This window comes from Flavivirga sp. 57AJ16, from assembly GCF_028736925.1.
GTDB lineage: Bacteria > Bacteroidota > Bacteroidia > Flavobacteriales > Flavobacteriaceae > Flavivirga.
Genome location: NZ_JAQZAT010000034.1, coordinates 1 through 8,779 on the forward strand (window position 1 = coordinate 1; position 8,779 = coordinate 8,779).

Genomic DNA, 8,779 nt, shown 5'->3' on the forward strand with positions numbered 1-8,779 from the left:
CCGCTTTTTTATGATTAAAAGCGGTTTTTTTATTGAAAAAGTTTAAATCACGTCATTACCTGTTATGGTTAAAAACCGACAATACAGCAACCTCTGATTTTTTAACAAAAAAGCATGAACCGTCAGAATGTCTTTTTAGCTCATTTATACGATGTTGTTGATGTGCTCTAATGTTCTGCACAGATAATAAATAATAAAACCGTGTCTTTTTGTTCACCCTATTTTGTGTTAAATCAGGCCGTATTATGGTTTATTTGAAATACAATTTAAAATTCTAAAAACATGAAAAAACATTTACAAGTATTAATATTTTTAATGCTACCTCTTTTTAGTATTTCGCAAACATTCGAAATAGAGCATATAAACTACCAGGTGACTTCCACAGGAGGGATACCCACAGTAGAAATCAAAGAATCACCAAAAGCAACAGGTGCTATAGATATACCAGAAACAGTAACCCATCAAGGCGTAACATATCGTGTTACTGCAATTGGTAATGGTGCTTTTAATGGTGCTTTTATGGGTAATGCCTTAACAAGTGTCACCATTCCAGATAGTGTCACGACAATTGGTGCTTTTGCTTTTTATTATAATGACTTAACAAGTGTCACCATTCCGGATAGTGTCACGACAGTTGGTGCTTTTGCTTTTGAAAAAAATGCCTTAACAAGTGTAGCCATTGGCAATAGTGTCACGACAATTGGAGGTAACGCTTTTGGTCGTAATCCCTTAACAGAAGTTATTGTTCAAAGTGCTATTCCAGCAAGTATAGAGGACACTAGTTTTGACAATCGCAATATTATATATCTAAATGTTCCGGAAAGCTTAAAACAGGTTTATATAAACTCGGGTTGGACTGGTTTTCAAGACCACCCTGTAGAAACGTTTACGCAAGATAATGTGAATTATGTAAAAACAGGAGAAACAAGTGCTATAGTAATAATGTCACCAAAAGCGACAGGTGCTATTGCAATACCAGAAACAGAAACCCATGAAGACATAACATATCGTGTCACTGCTATTGGTGATTCTGCTTTTTTTAGAAACGCTTTAACAAGTGTAACCATTCCAGATAGTGTTACTGCTATTGGCAATTATGCTTTTGCAGATAATGCCTTAACAAGTGTAACCATTCCAGATAGTGTCACGGCTATTGGTAATTATGCTTTTGGTGGTAATGGGTTAACAAGTGTTGTCATTCCAGATAGTGTTACTGCTATTGGTGATTATGTTTTTTATAGTAATGATTTAACAAGTGTCACCATTCCAGATGGTGTTACTGCTATTGGTTATTCTGCTTTTAGAGATAATGACTTAACAAGTGTAACCATTCCAGATAGTGTTACTGCTATTGGTGATTATGCTTTTTCTTATAATGACTTAACAAGTGTTGTTATTCCAGATAGTGTTACTGCTATTGGTGATTCTGCTTTTTTTAATAATGCCTTAACAAGTGTCACCATTGGCAATAGTGTTACTGCTATTGGTGATGATGCTTTTAGAGGTAATGATGCCTTAGACAAGGTCATTGCAAAAAGCACAACACCCACAATTTATTCAAACATATTTTCAAATCGAGCAGAAATCGCATTAATAATACCAGAGGGTACTAAAGAAGCGTATGAGACAGCAGGTTGGACAGGTTTTAAATCAATTACCGAAGGTGATGAGACGTTAAGTATAACCAATAAGGACTTAAATACATCTGTACACTTAATTCTTAACGATTCTTATTTAAAGATACAAAGCACTCAGGCAAATTTAAAAGCCTATACGATTTATAATATTCAAGGAATTAATGTGCTTAAAGGCACAGCAGATAAAGTCGCTGTAGATAGGCTCTCCAGCGGGATGTATATTGCAGTTTTAAGTTTCGATAAAGGTACAATAAGCAAGAAGTTTATTATTGAGTAGGTGACTAATTAACTTAGTTTTAAAAGCCGCTTTTTTATGATTAAAAGCGGTTTTTTTATTGAAAAAGTTTAAATCACTTCATTACCTGTTAAGGTTAAAAACCGACAACGCAACAACCCTTGTTTTTTACAAAAAAGCCTGAACCGTTGCAGGATGTCTTTTGGGTGCATTTGTACCATGTTGTTGATAGGCTTTAATTATCTGTACACACAAGAAATAATAAAACCGTGTCTTTTTGTTCATCCTATTTTGTATGAAATCAAACCATGTTATAGTTTATTTGAAGTACAATTTAAAATTTTAAAAACATGAAAAAACATTTACAAGTATTAATATTTTTAATGCTACCTCTTTTTAGTATTTCGCAAACATTCGAAATAGAGCATATAAACTACCAGGTGACTTCCACAGGAGGGATACCCACAGTAGAAATCAAAGAATCACCAAAAGCAACAGGTGCTATAGATATACCGGAAACAGTAACTTATGAAGGCGTAACATACAGTGTTATTTCTATTGGAGAAGCTGCTTTTATAGGTAATGCTTTAACAAGTGTCGCCATTCCAGATAATGTCACTGTAATTGGTAGTAATGCTTTTGCTAATAATGATTTAACAAGTATCACTATTCCAGATAGTGTCACAGCTATTAATAATTATGCTTTTTCTAATAATAATTTAATAAGTATCACCATTCCAGATAGTGTCACTTATATTGGAGCGTATGCTTTTGAAGAAAATGCCTTAACAAGTGTTACCATTGGTAATAGTGTCACAGCTATTGGTAATGGTGCTTTTTCTAATAATAATTTAACAAGTGTCACCATTCCAGATAGTGTTACTGTAATTGGTGTTGCTGCTTTTAAAGAAAATGCCTTAACAAGTGTTACCATTGGTAATAGTGTTGCTACTATTGGTAGTAGAGCTTTTGAAGATAATGAGTTAACAAGTATCACCATTCCGGATAGTGTCACAGCTATTGGCGGTACCGCTTTTTATAATAATGCCTTAACAAGTGTCACCATTCCAAATAGTGTCACTGCTATTGGTGCTGCTGCTTTTGAAAAAAATCCCTTAACAGAGGTTGTTGTTCAAAGTGCTATTCCTGCAAGTATAGAAGATACTAGTTTTGGAAATCGTGCTATTGTATATCTAAATGTTCCGGAAAGCTTAAAAGAGGATTATATAAACTCGGGTTGGACTGGTTTTCAAGATCAGCCTGTAGAAATGTTTACTCAAGATAATGTGAATTATGTAAAAACAGGAGAAAGAAGTGCTATAGTAATAATGTCACCACATGCAACAGGCGCTATTGAAATACTCAAAGAAGTCCATTTTCAAGGCATACCATATAATGTCACTGCAATTGTTGATTATGCTTTTAGAAATAATGGCTTAACCAGTGTTACCATTCCATATAATATCACATCTATTGGAGATGAAGCTTTTAGTAGAAATACCTTAACAAATATCACCATTCCAGATAGTGTCACGGCTATTGGTTATGGTGCTTTTGGTATTAATGAATTAACAAGTGTTACCATTGGCAATAGTGTTACTGCTATTGGGAATTATGCTTTTTCATATAATCCCTTATTAGAAAAGGTTATGGCAAAAGGCATGACGCCAGCAACGATTTATTCAAATGTATTTTTTTATCGAGAAAACATTGAATTAATTATACCAGAGGGCACTAAAGAAGCCTATGAAGCAGCAGGTTGGACAGGTTTTAAATCAATTACCGAAGATAATGAGGAGTTAGGTATAATAACTTTCGAAATAGATGATATAAACTATCTGGTAACGTCCTCAGAAGGGGTGCCTACTGTGGAAATCAAAGAATCACCAACTGCAACAGGCGCTATTGATATACCAGAAACAGTAACCCATCAAAGCATAACATATCGTGTCACTTCTATTGGAGATGAGGCTTTTGTTGGTAATGGCTTAACAAGTGTTACCATTCCAGATAGTGTTACTGCTATTGGTGATTATGCTTTTGCAAATAATACTTTAACAAGTGTTGTCATTCCAGATAGTGTTACTACTATTGGTTTTTATGCTTTTTTGGGTAATGCCTTAGACAAGGTCATCGCAAAAGGTACAACACCAGCCATGATTTATTCAAAAACATTTGAAAATCGAGCAGAAATCGCATTAATGATACCAGAGGGCACTAAAGAAGCCTATGAAGCAGCAGGTTGGACAGGTTTTAAATCGATCACCGAAGATGATGAGACGTTAAGTATAACCGATAAGGACTTAAATACATCTGTACACTTAATTCTTAAAGATTCTTATTTAAAGATACAAAGCACTCAGGCAAATTTAAAAGCCTATACGGTTTATAATATGCAAGGCGTTAATGTGCTTAAGGGTACAGCAGATAAAGTCGCTGTAGACAGGCTCTCCAGCGGGATGTATATTACCGTTTTAAGTTTCGATAAAGGTACAATAAGCAAGAAGTTTATTATTGAGTAGGTGACTAATTAACTTAGTTTTAAAAACCGCTTTTTTATGATTAAAAGCGGTTTTTTTATTAAAAAAGTTTGAATCACTTCATTACCTGTTATGGTTAAAAACCGACAATACAGCAACCTCTGATTTTTTAACAAAAAAGCATGAACCGTCAGGATGTCTTTTTAGCTCATTTATACCATGTTGTTGATAGGCCTTGATTACCTGTACACATAAGAAATAATAAAACCGTGTCTTTTTGTTCGCCCTATTTTGTATGAAATCAAACCATATTATGATTTATTTGACATACAATTTAAAATTTTAAAAACATGAAAAAACATTTACAAGTATTATTATGTTTAATGCTACCTCTTTTTAGTATTTCGCAAACCAGTTTCGAAATAGAGCATATAAACTACCAGGTGACTTCCACAGGAGATATATCCACTGTAGAAATCAAAGCATCACCAACTGCAACAGGTGCTATTGTAATACCAGAGACAGTAACCCATCAAGGCATAACATATCGTGTCACGGCTATTGGTGATTGGGCTTTTTATTATAATGCCTTAACAAGTGTTATCATTCCAGATAGTGTCACGACAATTGGTGCTTATGCTTTTTATTATAATGACTTAACAAGTGTCACCATTCCAGATAGTGTTACTGCTATTGGTGATTGGGCTTTTTATTATAATGGCTTAACAAGTGTTACCATTCTAGATAGTGTCACGACAATTGGTGCTTATGCTTTTTATGATAATGCCTTAACAAGTGTCACCATTCCAGATAGTGTCACGGCAATTGGAGGTAGCGCTTTTAGTCGTAATCCCTTAACAGAAGTTATTGTTCAAAGTGCTATTCCAGCAAGTATAGAAGACACTAGTTTTGGCAATCGCGCTATTGTATATCTACATGTTCCGGAAAGCTTAAAACAGGATTATATAAACTCGGGTTGGACTGGTTTTCAAGACCATTCTATAGAAACGTTTACTCAAGATAATGTGAATTATGTAAAAACAGGAGAAACAAGTGCTATGGTAATAAGGTCACCAAAAGCAACAGGTGCTATCGAAATACTAAAAGAAGTATCTTTTCAAGGCATACTGTGTAGTGTTAAGGCGATTGATGATTCTGCTTTTGCAGGTAATGACTTAACAAGTGTTGTCATTCCAAATAGTATCACTGCTATTGGAAATGGAGCTTTTATTAGTAATGCCTTAACAAGTGTCACCATTCCAGGTAGTGTTACTGCTATTGGTGATTATGCTTTTGCAGAAAATGCCTTAGAAAAGGTCATTGCAAAAAGCACAACACCCCCAATTTATTCAAACATATTTTCAAATCGATCCGATATCGCATTAATAATACCAGAGGGGACTAAAGTGGCTTATGAGGCTGCAGGTTGGACAGGTTTTAAATCAATTACCTTAGGTATAATTGCCTTTGAAATAGATGATATAAACTACCAGGTGACTTCCACAGGAGACATCCCCACAGTAAAAATCAAAGCATCACCAAATGCAACAGGCGCTATTGCAATACCAGAAACAGTAACCCATGAAGGCACAACATATCGTGTCACGGCTATTGGTGATGGGGCTTTTTTTGGTAATGGGTTAACAAGTGTCACCATTCCGGATAGTGTCACTGCTATTGGTAATTATGTTTTTTATAGTAATGATTTAACAAGTGTCACCATTCCAGATAGTGTCACTGCTATTGGTAATTATGCTTTTTATAATAATGATTTAACAAGTGTAACCATTGGCAATAGTGTTACTGCTATTGGTTATGGGGCTTTTTTTGGTAATGCCTTAACAAGTGTCACCATTCCAGATAGTGTCACGGCAATTGGAAGTAGCGCTTTTGGAGAAAATCCCTTAACAGAAGTTATTGTTCAAAGTGAGACTCCTGCAAGTATAGAAGACACTAGTTTTGGAAATCGCGCTATTGTATATCTAAATGTTCCGGAAAGCTTAAAAGAGGATTATATAAACTCGGGTTGGACTGGTTTTCAAGATCAGCCTGTAGAAATGTTTACGCAAGATAATGTAAATTATGTAAAAACAGGAGAAGCAAGTGCTATAGTAATAATATCACCAAATGCAACAGGTGCTATCGAAATACTAAAAGAAGTACCCTTTCAAGGCATATCATGTAGTGTCAAGGCCATTGATGATTCTGCTTTTGTTTATAAAGCCTTAACAAGTGTTGTCATTCCAGATAGTGTCATTTCTATTGCTGATGAGGCTTTTTATGGTAATGCCTTAACAAGTGTTGTCATTCCAGATAGTGTCATTTCTATTGCTGATGAGGCTTTTTATGGTAATGCCTTAACAAGTGTAACCATTGGCAATAGTGTTATTTCTATTGGAAAATCTGCTTTTGCAAATAATGCAGCCCTAACAAGTGTTGTCATTCCAGATAGTGTTACTGCTATTGGTGATTCTGCTTTTTCTAATAATGCCTTAACAAGTGTTGTCATTTCAGATAGTGTTACTACTATTGGTGAATATGCTTTTTATTATAATGACTTCTTAGACAAGGTCATCGCAAAAAGCACAACACCCCCAATTTATTCAAACATATTTTCAAGTCGATCAAAAATCGCATTAATAATACCAGAGGGGACTAAAGAAGCCTATGAGGCAGCAGGTTGGACAGGTTTTAAATCAATAACTGAAGATGATGAGGTGTTAGGTACAATAGATAAGGACTTAAATACATCTGTACACTTAATTCTTAAAGATTCTTATTTAAAGATACAAAGCACTCAGGCAAATTTAAAAGCCTATGCGATTTATAATATCCTAGGTGTTAACATCCTTAAAGGCACAGCAAATAAAGTGGCTATAGATAGGCTCTCCAGCGGGATGTATATTGCTGTTTTAAGTTTCGATAAAGGTACAATGAGCAAGAAGTTTATTATTGAGTAGGTGGCTAATTAACTTAGTTTTAAAAGCCGCTTTTTTATGATTAAAAGCGGTTTTTTTATTGAAAAAGTTTTACCTGTTAATACCAGTTCTTGTTTAAAATTACTGTAAAAAGAAAATGATGATTTTTTTCTTTAAACGAAACAGAAAAATAAAGCATAGCCTTAGTTACGGTTTCTTTTTGTGCTGAAGTAGAAAGGAAAAAAGGGCATTTTATTACGGTTGTTTTAAATGAGAAATGGTATAAGGTTAAAAACAACAGCATAGCAACCCTTGTTTTTTCTAACAAAAAAAGCTTGAACCGTTGCAGGATGTCTTTTTAGCTCATTTATACGAATTGTTATTGATGTGCTCTAATGACCTGTGTGCATAAGAAATAATAAAACGGTGACTTTTTGTTTACCATGTTTTTATTAAATCAAGCCATATTTATGATTTATTTGAAATACAATTTAAAATGTTAAAAACATGAAAAAACATTTAACAAGTATTAATATTTTTAATGTTACCTCTTTTTAGTATTTCGCAAACCAGTTTCGAAATAGAGCACATAAACTACCAGGTAACTTCCACAGGAGATATACCCACTGTAGAAATCAAAGATTCGCCAAATGCAACAGGCGCTATTACAATACCAGAAACAGTAACCTATCAAGGCATAACATATCGTGTCACGGCAATTGGCGATGCTGCTTTTGGAGGTAATAACTTAACAAGTGTCACCATTCCAGATAGTGTCTCTACTATTGGTTATTTTGCTTTTGAAAATAATAATCTAACAAGTGTCACCATTCCAGATAGTGTCACTGTAATTGGTAGTCATGCTTTTGCATATAATAATTTAATAAGTGTCACCATTCCAGATAGTGTCACTGTTATTGGTTTTTATGCTTTTGAAAATAATGATTTAACAAGTGTTACCATTTCAGATAATATTACGGCTATTGATTATGGCACCTTTCAAGGTAATGCTTTAACAAGTGTTACCATTCCGGATAGTGTCACGAATATTGGTGCCTGGGCTTTTGCAAATAATAGCATAACAAGTGTCACCATTCCAGAGAGTGTTACTGCTATTGGTCGAGGTGCTTTTGGTGTTAATGGGTTAAGAAGTGTCACCATTCCAGAGAGTGTTACTGCTATTGGCGATTATGCTTTTAGTGGTAATCCCTTAATAGAAGTTATTGTTCAAAGTGAGACTCCTGCAAGTATTGAAGACACCAGTTTTGGGAATCGCGCTATTGTATATCTAAATGTTCCGGAAAGCTTTAAACAAGATTATATAAACTCAGGTTGGACCGGTTTTCAAGATCGGCCAGTAGAAACGTTTACGCAAGATAATGTAAATTATGTAAAAACAGGAGAAACAAGTGCTATAGTAATAAAGTCTCCAAATGCAACAGGCGCTATTGAGATACTCAAAGAAGTACCCTTTCAAGGCATACCATGTCGTGTCACTGCTATTGAAGA

At 34.6% G+C, this 8,779-nt stretch carries 4 protein-coding genes; all 4 read left to right on the forward strand.

The genetic code is table 11. The annotated features are described in order from the left end of the window. Positions 1-282: 282 nt before the first annotated feature. The gene (locus tag PQO00_RS20125; RefSeq protein WP_274186651.1) at positions 283-1,914 is read left to right on the forward strand and encodes a leucine-rich repeat domain-containing protein; all 1,632 of its coding nucleotides are present in this window, start codon (positions 283-285) and stop codon (positions 1,912-1,914) included. 308 nt (positions 1,915-2,222) lie between these two features. Continuing rightward, positions 2,223-4,394, forward strand: a complete 2,172-nt coding sequence (locus tag PQO00_RS20130; RefSeq protein ID WP_274186652.1) for a leucine-rich repeat domain-containing protein — start codon at positions 2,223-2,225, stop codon at positions 4,392-4,394. A 308-nt stretch (positions 4,395-4,702) separates the two neighbouring features. Continuing rightward, a complete protein-coding gene (locus PQO00_RS20135; RefSeq protein WP_274186653.1) occupies positions 4,703-7,312 on the forward strand; it encodes a leucine-rich repeat protein in 2,610 nt (869 codons plus the stop codon). A 499-nt stretch (positions 7,313-7,811) separates the two neighbouring features. Then, positions 7,812-8,779: leucine-rich repeat domain-containing protein (locus PQO00_RS20140; protein WP_274186654.1), on the forward strand; the 968-nt coding region annotated here is incomplete at its 3' end.